The following is a 14,591-nucleotide window of genomic DNA, read 5'->3' on the forward strand; positions in this document are numbered from 1 at the left end:
ACAGAACTTTCTAAAGAGTGTCAAGTTTGACCCATCAAGCTGTGATGGGTCAATTGACGAAAACGAAGCTTAGCGGAGGATTAACTCTTTAACAATGCGCGCACCAAAGTAGGCAAGTGATAGCAGTACGCCGCCTGTTAAAGTATAAGCAACGGCGGTACGAATACGACAACCAACCCAGTATTGCTGAGCTAACATGGCGATATAAACACACCAAGCCATAATCGATAATACCGCTTTATGTCCTTTACCTTCTTCAAACATATCATCTAAGAAGATAAAGCCTGTGGCGAGTGACAAACTCAATAAAATTACGCCTACAATCACTAAGTGGTATAGCTGTTTTTCGACGGTCATCAGCGGTGGCATAGCCGATGTCATCACAATTTTCTTGTTCTTAAGACGGTTCTGGATAATTGCTAATTGAATCGCATAAAGCGCCGCAATCATTAATGCACTGTACGCCATTAGTGACAAGACAACGTGAACGAGTACATCAGGATGGATCTCAAAGTGAATGATGTATTCTGGTGGTACTAACCATAATAGCGCAACAGAAATGATTGAGCAGACGTAGACTACTGGCAATACTACGATGACTTTGAGTCTGAATAACAAAATGGTAAAGCTAAAGGTAATAATCCAGTTAACCATCGAAATTACGTTGGTTAAGCTAAAGTTTTGCCCGTCACTTGTCATTATGGTTTGAGATAGGGCTGCAGCATGCAGCACCACGCCTACAGCTGCAAACCCAGCGACGAGTTTTCTGTTTGGTCCGTCTACATGAAACAGGCGACTTGCGACGAGAACCAAAGCAATACTATAAAATAACATGGCTGAAGCGGAAAAAATGACCATTGAGTATTAACCTATTGTTTATGAGTCTGATGCGTTACGCATACTTAATAACGTTTAACTAAAGCTGACCAAACGAATTGCATACTAGCCTGATTCAAACAGGAGTTAAATCGCAGAATGAGCGAAATTATCGCTTTAGGTCTCTTTGCTTACGTTATTAGGTTTTATATCTCAGAATTCACCGATAACGTTGTCAACTAGAATAACATGAGCAAAGGTCTTTTGGGCAGTGACCTTGATTGCAAAAATTGGCTGATTCTTTGTCCTAACAGCGATTTTTGTTAAATATTTATCGATTGTAAGGCCTAGTTATAAAAGTTACTTGCGTCATTCTGTAGCATAATATCTGGGCATCGCTATAATACAGCCCCATCAATGTAAATTTTAAACGGTAAAGAACTGGATAATGTTTGAGAACTTAACTGACAGATTGTCACGGACTCTGAAAAATATCAGTGGCCGTGGTCGCTTAACGGAAGAAAACGTTAAGGAAACCTTACGCGAAGTCCGCATGGCACTTCTTGAGGCCGATGTTGCCTTGCCTGTGGTTCGTGAATTCGTAAATAGCGTTAAAGAACGCGCTGTTGGACAAGAGGTTTCTAAGAGTCTAAGTCCAGGCCAAGCCTTTATTAAGATCGTTCAAAGCGAACTTGAAAATGCGATGGGCGAAGCGAATGAAGCTTTAGACCTATCGGCACAGCCTCCAGCTGTAATCATGATGGCGGGTTTGCAAGGTGCGGGTAAAACCACCAGTGTTGCAAAACTGTCTAAATTCTTACGTGAGCGTGAGAAGAAATCTGTACTTGTGGTTTCTGCCGACGTATACCGTCCTGCTGCAATCAAGCAGCTAGAAACCTTAGCTGCTGAAGTAGACGTTCAATTCTTCCCATCAGATGTTAGCCAAAAGCCAGTCGATATTGCTAATGCTGCCATTGCGCACGCGAAGCTAAAGTTTATTGATGTGGTTATTGTCGATACTGCAGGTCGTTTGCACGTCGATGAAGCCATGATGGACGAAATTAAAGACCTTCATGCGGCGGTTAAGCCAGTTGAGACGCTGTTTGTGGTTGATGCCATGACAGGTCAAGATGCGGCAAATACAGCTAAAGCTTTTAATGAAGCCTTGCCACTTACCGGTGTGGTTTTAACTAAAGTTGATGGTGATGCACGCGGCGGTGCGGCATTATCGATTCGCCATATCACAGGTAAGCCAATTAAATTCTTAGGTGTTGGTGAAAAAACCGACGCACTAGAAGCGTTCCACCCTGATCGTGTGGCTTCACGTATTCTTGGTATGGGCGATGTGCTTTCTCTTATTGAAGAGGTAGAGCGCGGCGTCGATCAAGAAAAAGCCATGAAGCTTGCTGCTAAAGTAAAGCAAGGCGGAAATTTTGATTTAGAAGATTTCCGTGAGCAGTTGCAGCAGATGAAGAATATGGGTGGCATGATGAACATGATTGAGAAGCTACCGGGTGTGGGTCAGTTACCACCTGAAGCGCTTGCTCAAGTTCAAGACGGCAAGATGACTGGGCAGATGGAAGCGATTATCAATTCTATGACACCGGGTGAGCGTCAACGCCCTGATATCATCAAAGGTTCGCGTAAGCGCAGAATCGCGATGGGCAGCGGCACACAAATTCAAGACGTGAACCGTTTATTGAAACAGTTTACGCAAATGCAGAAGATGATGAAGAAAATGTCGTCAAAAGGTGGCATGAAAAAGATGATGCGTGGTATGAGCGGTATGCTCCCACCAGGCATGAAAATGCCCGGCCGCTAGGCATTATTAATATTCTGCAAAGCTAAATTTACAGACTAGAGTAAAACTTGCTCTGGTCTGTTTATCGTTTTAGGTGTAAAAAACGCCGATTACGGTTGCATTCGTCGGTCAGTCAGGTAAAATCTGCCGGCTTTCTATCTGGGGCTCTCCGCGAACACGGAGTTTCAGTTTTTATTTTTGCTTGATAAAAAGCAAATCATTAGAGGATACCAAACGCATGGTTACCATTCGTTTAGCTCGTGGCGGCGCAAAAAAGCGTCCATTTTATAACATCGTTGTAGCTGACAGCCGTAACGCCCGTGACGGTCGTTTCATCGAGCGCGTTGGCTTTTTTAACCCTGTAGCTCGTGGCCAAGAAGAAGCTCTACGCTTAGATCTTGACCGTGTTGAGCATTGGGTTGCTAACGGTGCTGCTACTACTGATCGTGTAGCAAAACTGATCAAAGACGCTCGTAAAGCTGCTGCTTAATAGCGTTAAGGTATAGATTGATGAGTAGTAAACAAGAACCCGTCATCCTTGGCAAAATCGGTTCAAGTTATGGCATTAAAGGTTGGTTGAAGATCACTACCTATACCGACTCTGTTGAAGGTATCTTTGACTATTCACCTTGGCTTATTAAAGAACAAGGCGAATGGCGCGAGGTTAAGGTCGCCCAGTGGCGTTTCCAAGGTAAAGCCGTCGTTGCTTGTCTTGAAGGCGTATCAACACGGGATGAGGCGCAAGCGCTTACTAATTGTGAGATTGCTGTGCCAGCGGATCAGATGCAAGATTTACCAGAAGATGAATTCTACTGGCGAGATCTTATCGGCTGTGAAGTTACCAATACCAAAGGCTACAACATGGGTACAGTGCAAGAGATCGTGGAAACAGGATCAAATGACGTACTTTTAGTTAAAGCAAACGCGAAAGATGGCTTTGGCAAAGCGGAACGTATGATTCCCTTTGTTACTGACCAGTTCATCCAAAAGGTGGATTTGGCAGCAAAACAGATTTTAGTGGATTGGGATCCGGACTTTTAAGTCGAGGTAGAACATATGTGGTTAGGGGTAGTAACCCTGTTTCCCGAGATGTTTCGTGCCGTAACAGACTTTGGTGTAACGGGTCGTGCAGTTAGTAAAGGGTTACTAGAGTTGCAAACGTGGAATCCCCGTGATTTCACCCATGATAAACATAAAACTGTGGATGACCGCCCTTATGGTGGTGGCCCTGGAATGTTGATGATGGTGCAGCCTCTACGTGATGCCATCCATGCAGCTAAGGCTGCAGCTGGAAAAGATGCGAAGGTGATTTACCTTTCTCCTCAGGGCCGTAAGCTGACACAGCAAGGCGTTGAAGAGTTAGCTCAATCATCCAGTTTGGTTTTAGTGTGTGGTCGATACGAAGGTGTTGATGAGCGCATTATTCAAACTGAAGTGGACGAAGAGTGGTCAATAGGAGATTACGTGCTTTCGGGCGGTGAGCTTCCGGCGATGACTCTGATTGATTCAGTTTCAAGATTGGTTCCTGGCGTGCTAGGAAAGCAAGCTTCTGCAGAGCAAGATTCTTTCTCTGACGGATTACTGGATTGTCCCCACTATACGCGTCCTGAAAGTTTGGATGGACTGGATGTTCCAGCCGTATTACTAAGTGGCAACCACGAACATATTAGACGCTGGCGTTTACAGCAAAGCCTAGGTAGGACTTTGTTGAGACGACCAGAATTACTTGAAAATCTAGCTCTGACTGGCGAACAAGAGAAGCTTTTAGCCGAATTTGTTGACAGCATCAAACAAGATGATTAGTCGAAGCGCAGTTATTACTAGTATGGAGTTTATTTAATGAATAACATCATCAAAATGCTCAACGAAGAGCAAATGAAAACCGACGTACCACAATTTGGTGCCGGTGATACAGTAGTTGTTAAAGTACGTGTTGTAGAAGGCGGTAAAGAGCGTCTACAGGCGTTTGAAGGCGTTGTAATCGCTAAGCGTAACCGCGGCGTTCACTCTGCATTCACAGTACGTAAAATCTCTAATGGTGAAGGTGTTGAGCGTGCGTTCCAGACTCACAGCCCAATCATCTCTAGCATCGAAGTTAAGCGTCGCGGCCGTGTTCGTCGTGCTAAGCTTTACTACCTACGTGATCGTTCAGGCAAGTCTGCACGTATCCGTGAGAAGCTTGCTACTAAGTAATTTAGTACTCGCTAAAAAAAAGATGCAGTGTTCGCACGAGAAACCGCCTATATGGCGGTTTTTTGTTGCCTAAATTTTAGTAAGCCTTCTTCTGTCCTCTACTGCGTTTTGTCTACCGTTAAATTTTTCATTATTTAAAATCAGTGCTTGATCTCAACAGCACGAATAGGCATAGTGTTCTCAAGGTGTAATGGTGTACCGTTACAATATTACTTGGGGTTGGGTTTATAACAATCACAAGCAAACAAATCGAGACGTTTTTCAGTGAAATAGCAACTGGCAGCGAAATACAGTAAGCATAAATACAGGTGATAATCATGCAACAAGACACAATCAACAATGTCCATATTAGTTCAGAGCAAGTGCTGGTCACGCCAGAAGAGCTAAAGCGCGATCTGCCTTTGTCTACGCATGCTTATCAATATGTACTTAATGCACGCAAAACCGTTGCAGATATAGTGCATAAGCGCGATAACCGCGTACTAGTGATTTCAGGCCCTTGCTCCATCCATGATATTGATGCAGCTAAAGAGTACGCGCTTAAGCTTAAAAAACTGCATGACGAATTAGGTGATGAGTTCTTTGTATTAATGCGGGTTTACTTTGAAAAGCCGCGCACTACTGTTGGCTGGAAGGGCATGATTAATGATCCTGATATGGATGAATCCTTTGATGTCGATAAAGGCTTAAGAAAAGCCCGTGAGTTGATGATTTGGCTAGCAGAGCTTGAGCTGCCTGTTGCAACAGAAGCATTAGATCCTATTAGCCCACAGTACATGTCTGAGCTTATCACTTGGTCAGCGATTGGCGCGCGCACCACTGAGTCGCAAACGCACCGTGAAATGGCATCGGGTCTATCTATGCCAGTTGGTTTTAAAAATGGCACCGACGGTAAGTTAGGTGTCGCCATTAATGCACTTGAGTCTGCAGCAAGTAGCCATCGTTTTATGGGGATCAACCAAAAAGGGCAGGTTGCGCTATTACAAACGGCAGGTAATCCTGATGGCCATGTGATTTTACGTGGCGGTAAAGCGCCAAATTACGATGCTGCGAGTGTGGCAGAGTGTGAACAGCAGCTGCATGCGGCAAAGTTAAGTGCACGTTTAATTGTTGATTGCAGCCATGGCAATTCGTCAAAAGATCACAACAAACAAAAGCCTGTCTGTGAAGACGTATTTAACCAAATCGCTTTGGGTAATAAATCAATTATTGGTGTTATGCTTGAAAGTCACTTAAATGCGGGTAAGCAAAGCAGTGACATACCGATGAATGAACTGTCTTACGGTGTATCGGTGACAGATGCGTGTATCGACTGGCAAACCACGGAAACCTTGTTGCGCGATGGTGCTAGCTTATTAGCCCCAATATTACCGACTCGATTTGATATGCTCAAAGTAGCAAATGGCTGATGGAAGATAGATTGATGAATGAGAAGACGACAGCAGAGCTTGAAAACCTAAGAGGCTTAATTGATGGTGTTGATCAGCAGCTTCTGCACTTACTTAGAAAGCGTCTCGATTTAGTCGCCCAAGTTGGCGCCGTAAAACATGGTGCAGGTTTACCAATTTATGCGCCGCAGCGTGAAGCCAACATGCTCGCTAAACGCCGCGCTGAAGCTAAATCCATGAATGTTGAGCCGCAGCTGATTGAAGATATTCTGCGTCGTTTGATGCGTGAGTCTTACCTCAATGAGAAAGATGTTGGCTTTAAGCAAATAAAACAAGATTTAGGCCATGTAGTGATTGTAGGCGGTGAAGGCAAGCTTGGCGGCTTGTTCTCGCAAATGCTGACTTTGTCTGGTTACCAAGTAAAAAGCTTAGATAAAGATGACTGGGTCAATAGCGAAAGCATTTTTGATGGTGCGGGCCTAGTGATAGTCACCGTGCCAATCAATATTACTTGTGAATTGATTGCTGACAAGCTAACCAATTTACCTAAAGACTGTATTTTAGCTGACTTAACATCGATTAAAGGCGCACCCGTTGACGCAATGCTTGCCGCGCATTCAGGCCCCGTTCTTGGCTTACATCCTATGTTTGGTCCGGATGTTGGCAGTTTAGCTAAGCAAGTTGTAGTGGTTTGTCATGGCCGCGATAGTGATGCTTACCAATGGCTGATTGAGCAAATCGAAATCTGGGGCGCGCGTATTGTTGAGGCTGAACCGAGTAAGCATGATAAAGCCATGCAGTTAGTGCAGGCGATGCGACACTTCTCCTCATTTGTATACGGCTTAAACCTATACAAAGAAGAAGCCGATATTGAGTCATTACTGCAATTTAGCTCGCCAATTTACCGCTTAGAGCTGGCGATGGTAGGGCGTCTGTTTGCTCAAAGCCCAGAGTTATATGCCGACATTATTTTTGCTCAAGAAGAAAGTTTAGTAGCGATTGGTGACTATTTAGATAACTACTCCCAAGCATTATCTATTCTAAAGTCCGGTAATCGTGATGCATTTGTTGAGCAGTTTGCTGAAGTTTCGCGTTGGTTTGGTGACTTTGCGCCACAGTTCCAACGAGAGAGCCGGGCGATGTTGCAGTCAGTTAACGATATGAAAACCGGCTAACAGTTTAAGGCTGATGATTAGCATCCGCTTTTAGCAAAAATGAATATATTTTATAGAAGGCGCTTAAGCGCCTTTTTTATGTTTTGCTATTGAATTCTGGCTGCAGTTGATAATGCTTATCAGTACTCCTTAAATCCCTCTCTGACGGATTTTTTTCAGTCCCTCCTCTTTTTAGCCCCTTATATGAATAACCTTAACTATTGAAAATAAACGTTTTAACTTATGTTCACGTTGGGGCTTTCAGTCTTTATTAGTGAAAACTAAAAGTGATCTCTTTCATAGTTTCAGCCTTTAATCATAGAAAGTCCTTTTGCAAATTTTCAAGAAGCGTAGACTAACCTCAAAACATGCAAATAAAATGCATGATTAAATTATAGGAGTTAGTGTCGTGTTTTGTATTCAATGTGAGCAAACAATTAGAACACCTGCGGGTAATGGCTGTAGCTACACGCAAGGTATGTGCGGTAAGTCTTCAGATACTTCAGACTTACAAGATCTTCTTATTTATATCTTACAAGGCGTATCTTCATACGCAGCCCTTGCTCGTGAAGTAGGTATTGTTGATCATGAGATTGATACCTTCGTTCCTAAAGCATTCTTTGCGACACTAACCAATGTGAATTTTGATGATGAGCGTATTATCGCTTATACAACTCAAGCTGAAACCTTCCGTAATCGCTTAAAAGCGGCTTATGAAGCCAAGTGCAGCGAACTAAGCATTGATGCCAAACCAATGAATGCGCCAATGCAGTTGGTACTTGGTACTAGCAAACCTGAAATGCTAACTCAAGCGCTTCAAGCTGTGCCTAACCGCGGTAAAGATGAAGTTCATGAAGATATCATGGGTTTACGTTTACTTTGCTTATACGGTCTTAAAGGCGCTGCAGCTTATATGGAGCACGCTCGTGTGTTAGAACAAACTAGCGATGAAGTGGCTGGTGAGTTCCACCAGATCATGGCATTTCTTGGTGAAGACTCTGTTGATGCTGATAAGCTATTTAATACTGCAATGCAGATTGGTCAGCTTAACTACCGCGTAATGGCAATGCTAGATGAAGGTGAAACTCACGCCTTTGGCCACCCAGAGCCAACTCAAGTCAATACTAAGTCTGTTAAAGGTAAGGCGATTTTAGTGTCGGGCCACGACATGAAAGATCTTGAACTTATCCTTGAGCAAACCCAAGGTAAAGGCATCAACGTCTTCACTCACGGTGAGATGCTGCCTGCACTGGCTTATCCTGAACTTAAAAAGTATTCACACTTAGTGGGTAACTATGGCAGTGCATGGCAGAATCAGCAAAAAGAGTTTGCTACATTCCCTGGCGCAGTTGTTATGACGTCTAACTGTATCATCGACCCAAATGTTGGTGATTACTCTGACCGTATCTTCACTCGTAGTATCGTTGGTTGGCCTGGTGTGACTCACATCATTGGTGACGATTTCAGCGAGGTTATTGCTAAAGCTGAGTCTTTAGAAGGCTTCATCTATGATGAGATCCCCCATCTAATCACCATAGGTTTTGCTCGTAACGCGCTAATGGCTGCGGCTCCTACCGTAATTGAAAATGTGAAGAGTGGTGCAATCAAGCATTTCTTCTTGGTAGGCGGTTGTGACGGTGATAAGCAAGAGCGTGGTTATTTCACTGATATCGCGACTCAAGCGCCGGCTGACTCAGTTATTCTGACACTAGGTTGTGGTAAGTATAAGTTCAACAAGCTTGAGTTTGGTGACATTAATGGTATTCCACGTCTATTGGATATTGGTCAGTGTAACGATGCTTACTCGGCTATTCAGCTTGCGATTGCGCTTTCTGAAGCGTTCGAGTGTGACATCAATGAACTACCGCTTACTTTAGTCCTTTCTTGGTTTGAGCAAAAAGCGATTGTGGTACTGCTAACCCTATTGTCTCTGGGTGTGAAAAACATCATGACAGGCCCAACTGCGCCAGCATTCTTAACGCCTAATCTAGCTAAAGTGCTAGAAGAGAAGTTTGGCCTTCGTAACACCACCACAGTTGAAGCTGATTTAAACCGCGTGCTTAACGTCGCGTAGCATTAACTGATTGGGTGAAAGTTAAGTCAAGAATGGTCACCAGCGTGTGGCCATTTTTTAGTTTTAAAGTTTGTTCGCTTTAATGTGTAATAGGTAGGTGTCGTATGAATGTAGCAATCAGTAGTCAGGTTTCTATGCCAGATCCATTTTTTGCCCAGCAGTGGCAATCGGGTGAGCATCAGTTAGTTTGTGTTGAAAAGTGGAATGAAACTCACGACGTCATGAGTTTTCGCTTTCAAGGCACAGAACCGGTTAAGTTCCACTTCAAACCGGGGCAGTTTTTGACGTTATTACTTGAAATTAACGGCGAGAAAATTGGCCGCAGTTATACTATTAGCTCATCACCTTCTCGTCCCTATTCGATTGTATTAACGGTGAAGCGAATTGCTGGCGGCAAGGTATCTAACTACCTGGCTGATCACCTTGAAGTCGGGCATGTTGTGCGCGCTTTAGGACCTGATGGCGTGTTTAACTTGGTGGATATTACTGCGCAGAAATACCTATTTTTGAGCGCGGGCTGCGGTATTACGCCAATGTTTTCCATGTCTCGTTGGTTAACTGATACTGAAATCGGTCCGGATATCAGCTTTTTACACAGTGCTAAAACTAATAACGACTTAATCTTTGAGGCTGCTATAGCGCAAATGGCTGAGCGAAGTGGTAACTTTAAGCTTAACTATATTTTAGAAGAGCTTGGCATATTCGCTAATGTTGGAATTAGCGCTAAGTTTACCGACAAACAAGCAGGGCGCTTAAATGCTGAAAATCTCGCTCGCCTAGTGCCTGACTTTAAAGCGCGTACAGTATTTGTCTGCGGTCCAGAGCCTTATATGAATGCAGTTAAAGCATTACTTGAATCGCTAGATTTTGATATGAGCAAGTTTCACCAAGAAAGCTTTGGCAGTTTTAAAGGTGATAGTGCAGAACTCGATGCGGCGAAAGAGCAAGCGGCAAATCACACCACTGATACGAGTGACTTTATGCTGAGTATTGGTGACAGAAATCGCACTTTATCTGCTGAGCAAACGCTGCTGGACGGCATTGAAGCAGAAGGCTTACCGATTATTGCCGCTTGTCGTTCGGGCGTGTGCGGCGCCTGTAAGTGCAAAGTGGTGGCAGGCGAAGTCGAATCTTCAAGCCAAATGGCACTGACAGCGGATGAAATTGCAGCGGGTTACGTACTGGCATGTTCGAGTAAATTAAAGTCGGATGTAACCTTAGAACTTTGAGGGCTAAAAGTCGGTTGTTGGGCTTGCTAATCGATGTAAATCTGAAATAAATCAGCGGTGAAAGTTGCGTAACTCAGTTTGAGAAAGTAAGGTTAATGACAGGCCTTGATGGAATAGCGCCTGTCTCTTACCGTCTTAGATAATATATCTCTATGGAGTGGCGTATGGCATCAACTTTACATTCTCAACCGCTAGCACTAGAAGACAAGAGTCTTGCGCACCTCTTATATGGCTTAATGGCCTGTTTTCCGCTTTTTCTTGTTCCAGCAGCACTCAGCCTGCTCATTAATATCTACCAGCCGCAACAATATTCAAATAGTACTATGGCAGTGCACTTACGTTGGCAGCGTTGGTCTATCATAGGCCTGTTTACCGTTTTTATTGTTGGTTATCTCGCTACCCCACAGTGGCTCAGTACAACACTTTATGTCGCAGGCGCTTTGTGGTTTGCGGGGCGTGTGTTTAAAGGTTGGTTAAGTCTTATTGAAGGCCGAAATATCTAATCTTATATAGCCAAATCCTAACATTTAGAACCTGACTGAGACCCGCCTGTGACTAGTTACGAAATTCTTTGCCTTTTATCTGCACTTTCCTTAGTTATTTCGCTCATTTCTTCCCGATTACACCGTTGGCAACAGACTATAACGATCACCGCATTAGCACTGGGATTAAGTCTCGCCATCTTGGCGGCGGGTAAGATTTTCGGCGTGTCAGTTTATTCAACTTTAGTAACCGACTTAGAACAGCTGGATTTTAAAGCTTTGCTGCTGAACGGCATGTTAGGCTTTTTATTGTTTGCCGGTGCGTTGCAGATAAAACTCAATGTATTGAAGCAGCAACGTTGGGAAATTTTTGTGCTGGCATTTGTCGGGACACTTATCTCTACCTTAGTTATTGGCGGTTTGTTATACCTGTTGTCTGGCTTTTTGGGCTTACAGCTTAACTTCAGTTATTGCCTGCTGTTTGGCGCGTTGATCTCACCAACCGATCCGATTGCTGTGTTGGCCATAATTAAGCAGTTAGGTGCGCCAGAAGATATCGCTATTCAAGTCGAAGGCGAGTCACTGTTTAATGACGGTATTGGATTAGTTATTTTTGTTGCTATATCTCAGGTGGCCTTCTCCACAGAGCCGCTAACAGTAGCAGGTGTCAGTGGCTTATTTATTCGCGAAGCATTAGGTGGGCTGCTTTATGGCGGCATTTTAGCGGCGATGCTACATGGTATGCTGCATTTCTCTGAAGAGCGAACTCAGTACTTATTGATGACGCTACTTGTACCTAGTGCAGGCTACGTTGGAGCAGATATGCTTGGCGTGTCAGGGCCTTTAGCTATGGTGGCATCGGGGATAATTATTGGCAATGTCAGTGTGCCTAGATTACTTAAAGAAAGTGAGTGGGAGCATCTAGATAGTTTTTGGCTGCTGATCGAGTCTTTCTTTAATTCATTACTGTTCTTACTACTTGGATTATTGTTGTTACTGATCCACTTTGACGCTGAGCTATGGTGGTTTATGTTACTGGCAGTGCCGATAGTGCTTATTGGCCGAATTATCAGCATTTATCTGCCTTATTTCGGGTTTAGACGCTTTAGACGTTATAACTCTTATGCGGAGAAGATATTAGTTTGGGGCGGGCTACGTGGCGGCTTAGCACTTGCTATGGCGATGAGTTTACCTACGGGCGTATCGATTTTAGCTGGCAGTAACATTGATTTACGTGAACTTCTAATGGTGATGACCTATGCCGTAGTGGTGTTCTCTATACTGGTTCAAGGCACTACAATCCCGAGTCTAATTGATAAAAGTAACGCTGAGCACGAAGCTCAGCGTAAACCTTAATCTTTACTTGAGTTAGTGGTACAAGTTGCCTAATACCACTTTTATTAGCTCATCAGGATGAGCGGGAGCCGTTGTGTCTATCGCGCTTAGATTCATCATTACACCGTCACCTTTTAGCTGCTTAATGGCTTTAGCAAATGTAGCTAGTTGATCAGCATCAATAGCATAACTTGGATTAACCACAACCGGTAAATGACTCATCGCCTTCAGCTCTACTAAAGCGGCTAGATCTAGCGATGGTTTACCTGAGTTATTAAGTGTGGTTACACCAGACTCACATAGGATTAGCTGTTGATTGCCTTGGCTGAGCACTTCTTCTGCCGCATTAAGTAAGTCATCCACGCTTGCCATTGCATTTCGCTCTAAAATCACTGGCACCAGTAAACTGCCGAGCTGGCTGAGTATGGCTTGGTTATACATTAAGTTGCCAGCAAGCATTACCACATCGGCAAATTGGATTGCCATGCTTAAATCAGTTTCATGTTCAATCGCTAAAATACACACTAGGTTAAATTGACTTAGGGCATGCTTAAATTTATCGATGGAACTAATGAGATCGCTTTGTTGACTCAAGCCTTGAATAACAACCGCTTGGAACCCAGATTCTTTTAGCTCTTTGGCCATTTGCTCAAACTGTTGTAAATCAAGGGGGAGTTGCACCTGAGCTATAGCACCTAGATTACCGTTACCAAGGTTAAGTTGTCCGCAAATTACTTGAGTTGGTTCATTTTTATACTGCTTACTAAAACGCTGCTGTTTATGGTTAGTTGGCGTTGTAACCGCGGTCGTTTTCGAGGTGTTAGGCTCAATCATTAGCTGACTATTGCTTAACTGAGTCGGTTTAACGGTTTCACATGGGTAACAGCCTAGTACTTTGATAAAGCGGGTAGTTCTTTCTAATTCTTTCAGAGCAGCCTGCATTGGCTCACTAGAGAGGTTAGCGTCGATATCAAGGTAGAACATTTCTTCCCAAGGCGTGCCTGGAATTGGGCGCGACTCAAGTTTGCTCATGTTTAGGTTGCGAGCTTTAAGGACTAATAAGGCTTCAACCAATGCGCCAGGCTTTTGGCCTGTAGCCATAATCAGGGTGCACTTTGCCGGTAATTGTGACGGTACTTCAACTGCTTTTCTCGCCACCACAATAAAACGGCTCTGATTGACTTTTTGGTTGGCAAGACCCGTTTCAACCGCTTCCAATTGATACAATGCACCACCTTCTGCACTGCCGATTGCGGCGACACTATTATCATTGGCATTGCAGACCATTTCCATTGCCTCAGCGCTGCTTGAGCAATACTCCAATTTAAATTCGCTGTGTTGGCTCAGGTAGCGACTGCATTGACTTATTGGTTGCGGGTGGGCGTAAACGGTTTTGATATCGTTAATGGAGCTGCCACTATTTGCTAATAAGCAATGGCCTACTTCAATAGTTGTTTCACCGACAATAGCAAGACTGGTGTGCTGCAGAACATCGTAAACTTCATTGATTGAGCCTGATGAGGTATTTTCAATTGGTAAGAATCCATAATCCGCATGTCCAGACTCTACAGCTTCCACAATTTCATCAAAACTTTGGCAGCCTAAGTCTTGCATTTCCACTTGGCGTCTATCGCAGTAGCGGCTTGCTGCTAGATATGAATAAGAACCACGGGCTCCGAGATAAGCAATGCAATATTGTTGCTGTTGGGTTTCAGGGTTGGCACGACCATGCAAATAGGCTTGCTGATTGAGCACAGAGTCTTCAATAATGCTTTGATACAGTGAAATCACGTAGTGGGCATCTAGCCCTTGTTCCCGCCCTTGCTTGACGAGTCTTGAAAGCAGTTCTTTTTCACGGATAGTATCGCGGATAGGTCTAACATCAACCTCTTTGCTGCGTGCTACATCTAGGCTAAGCTCTCTTCGTCTTGCGAGTAGTGCTAATAAGTCATTGTCGAGACTAGTGATCTGTTCACGAGTGTGATCTAAAGGTTGTGGTTTGTTCATCTTGGCCTCTGTATCTTTTAATGCGCACTGAGTTTTTGAAGTTAAAAATTAGAACTTGCCTTTGCTGACATAAAAAAGCCTCCCATGTGGGAGGCTTTGGAATTTTCACTTT

At 43.9% G+C, this 14,591-nt stretch carries 13 protein-coding genes and 1 other annotated feature (1 of these 14 only partly in view); of the genes, 11 read left to right on the forward strand and 2 right to left on the reverse strand.

The features are described 5' to 3' along the window. Positions 1-69 precede the first annotated feature (69 nt). Positions 70-858, reverse strand: a complete 789-nt coding sequence (locus tag AB4298_RS08265; RefSeq protein ID WP_248997557.1) for a cytochrome C assembly family protein — start codon at positions 856-858, stop codon at positions 70-72. Between the two features lie 406 nt (positions 859-1,264). Here AB4298_RS08265 and ffh point away from each other — a divergent pair, with 406 nt between their 5' ends. The 11 genes from ffh (at position 1,265) to AB4298_RS08320 (ending at position 12,493) form a co-directional block, all read left to right on the forward strand. After that, positions 1,265-2,638, forward strand: a complete 1,374-nt coding sequence (ffh, locus tag AB4298_RS08270; protein ID WP_220779625.1) for a signal recognition particle protein — start codon at positions 1,265-1,267, stop codon at positions 2,636-2,638. Between the two features lie 217 nt (positions 2,639-2,855). Continuing rightward, positions 2,856-3,107 carry a 30S ribosomal protein S16 gene (gene rpsP / locus AB4298_RS08275; RefSeq protein WP_012154307.1) on the forward strand — a complete coding sequence of 84 codons (252 nt, stop codon included), beginning with the start codon at positions 2,856-2,858 and terminating at the stop codon, positions 3,105-3,107. Between the two features lie 20 nt (positions 3,108-3,127). Beyond that, positions 3,128-3,658 carry a ribosome maturation factor RimM gene (gene rimM, locus AB4298_RS08280; RefSeq protein WP_220764433.1) on the forward strand — a complete coding sequence of 177 codons (531 nt, stop codon included), beginning with the start codon at positions 3,128-3,130 and terminating at the stop codon, positions 3,656-3,658. Between the two features lie 15 nt (positions 3,659-3,673). Beyond that, positions 3,674-4,420, forward strand: a complete 747-nt coding sequence (trmD, locus tag AB4298_RS08285) for a tRNA (guanosine(37)-N1)-methyltransferase TrmD (protein WP_220779627.1) — start codon at positions 3,674-3,676, stop codon at positions 4,418-4,420. A 36-nt stretch (positions 4,421-4,456) separates the two neighbouring features. After that, entirely contained in the window at positions 4,457-4,810 is a 354-nt protein-coding gene (rplS, locus tag AB4298_RS08290) for a 50S ribosomal protein L19 (RefSeq protein WP_012276214.1), read from the forward strand. A 317-nt stretch (positions 4,811-5,127) separates the two neighbouring features. Further along, a complete protein-coding gene (locus AB4298_RS08295; RefSeq protein WP_371986317.1) occupies positions 5,128-6,219 on the forward strand; it encodes a 3-deoxy-7-phosphoheptulonate synthase in 1,092 nt (363 codons plus the stop codon). 14 nt (positions 6,220-6,233) lie between these two features. Further along, positions 6,234-7,373: a bifunctional chorismate mutase/prephenate dehydrogenase gene (gene tyrA / locus AB4298_RS08300; protein WP_371986318.1), complete on the forward strand. Its 1,140-nt coding sequence runs from the start codon at positions 6,234-6,236 to the stop codon at positions 7,371-7,373. Between the two features lie 388 nt (positions 7,374-7,761). Further along, on the forward strand, positions 7,762-9,426 hold the full coding sequence (gene hcp, locus AB4298_RS08305) for a hydroxylamine reductase (RefSeq protein ID WP_371986319.1): 1,665 nt from the start codon (positions 7,762-7,764) through the stop codon (positions 9,424-9,426). A 104-nt stretch (positions 9,427-9,530) separates the two neighbouring features. Next, complete coding sequence (locus AB4298_RS08310; protein WP_371986320.1) at positions 9,531-10,655, forward strand: FAD-binding oxidoreductase; 1,125 nt, start codon at positions 9,531-9,533, stop codon at positions 10,653-10,655. Between the two features lie 164 nt (positions 10,656-10,819). After that, positions 10,820-11,158, forward strand: a complete 339-nt coding sequence (locus tag AB4298_RS08315) for a hypothetical protein (protein ID WP_248997552.1) — start codon at positions 10,820-10,822, stop codon at positions 11,156-11,158. 48 nt (positions 11,159-11,206) lie between these two features. Continuing rightward, positions 11,207-12,493, forward strand: coding sequence for a cation:proton antiporter (locus AB4298_RS08320; RefSeq protein WP_371986321.1), 1,287 nt, complete (start codon positions 11,207-11,209; stop codon positions 12,491-12,493). Positions 12,494-12,505: 12 nt separating this feature from the next. Here the strand turns inward: AB4298_RS08320 and pheA are convergent, their stop codons facing one another. Further along, entirely contained in the window at positions 12,506-14,479 is a 1,974-nt protein-coding gene (pheA, locus tag AB4298_RS08325; RefSeq protein WP_371986322.1) for a prephenate dehydratase, read from the reverse strand. Between the two features lie 68 nt (positions 14,480-14,547). Continuing rightward, positions 14,548-14,591, reverse strand: a sequence feature (Phe leader region); it runs 75 nt beyond the window's last position.

The sequence above is a fragment of the Shewanella sp. 10N.261.52.F9 genome, from assembly GCF_041471165.1.
Lineage (GTDB): Bacteria > Pseudomonadota > Gammaproteobacteria > Enterobacterales > Shewanellaceae > Shewanella > Shewanella marinintestina.

What these genes read in the sequence shown, in the direction of transcription:
- AB4298_RS08265 (WP_248997557.1), bottom strand. Translation starts at nt 858, where the DNA reads ATGGTCATTTTTTCCGCTTCAGCCATGTTATTTTATAGTATTGCTTTG.
- ffh (WP_220779625.1), top strand. Translation starts at nt 1,265, where the DNA reads ATGTTTGAGAACTTAACTGACAGATTGTCACGGACTCTGAAAAATATC.
- rpsP (WP_012154307.1), top strand. Translation starts at nt 2,856, where the DNA reads ATGGTTACCATTCGTTTAGCTCGTGGCGGCGCAAAAAAGCGTCCATTT.
- rimM (WP_220764433.1), top strand. Translation starts at nt 3,128, where the DNA reads ATGAGTAGTAAACAAGAACCCGTCATCCTTGGCAAAATCGGTTCAAGT.
- trmD (WP_220779627.1), top strand. Translation starts at nt 3,674, where the DNA reads ATGTGGTTAGGGGTAGTAACCCTGTTTCCCGAGATGTTTCGTGCCGTA.
- rplS (WP_012276214.1), top strand. Translation starts at nt 4,457, where the DNA reads ATGAATAACATCATCAAAATGCTCAACGAAGAGCAAATGAAAACCGAC.
- AB4298_RS08295 (WP_371986317.1), top strand. Translation starts at nt 5,128, where the DNA reads ATGCAACAAGACACAATCAACAATGTCCATATTAGTTCAGAGCAAGTG.
- tyrA (WP_371986318.1), top strand. Translation starts at nt 6,234, where the DNA reads ATGAATGAGAAGACGACAGCAGAGCTTGAAAACCTAAGAGGCTTAATT.
- AB4298_RS08310 (WP_371986320.1), top strand. Translation starts at nt 9,531, where the DNA reads ATGAATGTAGCAATCAGTAGTCAGGTTTCTATGCCAGATCCATTTTTT.
- AB4298_RS08315 (WP_248997552.1), top strand. Translation starts at nt 10,820, where the DNA reads ATGGCATCAACTTTACATTCTCAACCGCTAGCACTAGAAGACAAGAGT.
- pheA (WP_371986322.1), bottom strand. Translation starts at nt 14,479, where the DNA reads ATGAACAAACCACAACCTTTAGATCACACTCGTGAACAGATCACTAGT.